Raw genomic sequence first — 890 nt, forward strand, 5'->3', positions numbered from 1 at the left:
TTAGAGGTCCTAACAGAAGCTGTTGATCATGTGACTGTCGTCCTGGTTGCTCGTTGGTTTGTCGTGGGGAAGAGGGAGTCACGGCCGTGGATCGTCTCGGACGAACTGTGGTCGCTCATCGAGCCGTTGTTGCCCGAGCCGGGTCCGAAACTGGTCGAGGGCAGACCGCGGATCCCGGACCGGCAGGCTTTGTGCGGGATCTTGTTCGTGCTGCACACCGGCATCCAGTGGGAGTACCTGCCCCAGGAGCTGGGCTTCGGATCGGGCATGACCTGCTGGCGGCGCCTGGCCGCGTGGAACGAGGCCGGCGTGTGGGACGCGCTGCACCTGGTGCTGCTGAAGAAGCTGCGGGCCGCGAGGAAGCTGGACTGGTCGCGGGCGGTGATCGACTCTTCCCACGTCAGGGCGGCCCGGCGCGGCCCAAAAGCGGACCCAGCCCGGTCGACCGCGCACGACCGGGCAGCAAGCACCACGTCCTCACCGACGGGCAGGGCATCCCGCTCTCGGTGTCGCTGACCGGCGGAAACCGCAACGACGTCACGCAGTTGCTGCCCTTGCTGGACAAGGTCCCAGCGGTGGCGGGCGTCGTCGGCCGGCCCAGACGCAGACCCGACGCACTCCTCGCAGACCGCGGATACGACCACGACAAGTACCGCCGCCTGCTCTGGCAGCGCGGCATTCGCCCGGTCATCGCCGAACGAGGCGTCGAACACGGCTCTGGCCTGGGCGTCTTCCGTTGGGTGGTAGAGCGCACCATCGCCTGGCTGCACGGCTTCCGCCGCCTGCGCACCCGCTGGGAACGCCGCGACGACATCCACGAGGCCTTCCTCGGCCTCGCCGCCTGCCTGATCACCCACCGACACGTCCAACGCCTTTGTTAGGACCTCTTA

The 890-nt window shown here is 67.6% G+C and carries 1 protein-coding gene; it reads left to right on the top strand.

The features are described 5' to 3' along the window. Positions 1 to 90 precede the first annotated feature (90 nt). Positions 91 to 881, top strand: a protein-coding gene (locus ACFPZJ_RS39795; RefSeq protein WP_381031971.1) for an IS5 family transposase whose coding sequence is annotated in 2 segments (ribosomal slippage) — positions 91 to 421 and positions 421 to 881 — 792 coding nt in all. Because the reading frame shifts where the segments join, the coding sequence is not laid out codon by codon here. Positions 882 to 890 lie beyond the last annotated feature (9 nt).

It is taken from the genome of Streptomyces bullii (assembly GCF_042657145.1).
GTDB lineage: Bacteria > Actinomycetota > Actinomycetes > Streptomycetales > Streptomycetaceae > Streptomyces > Streptomyces bullii.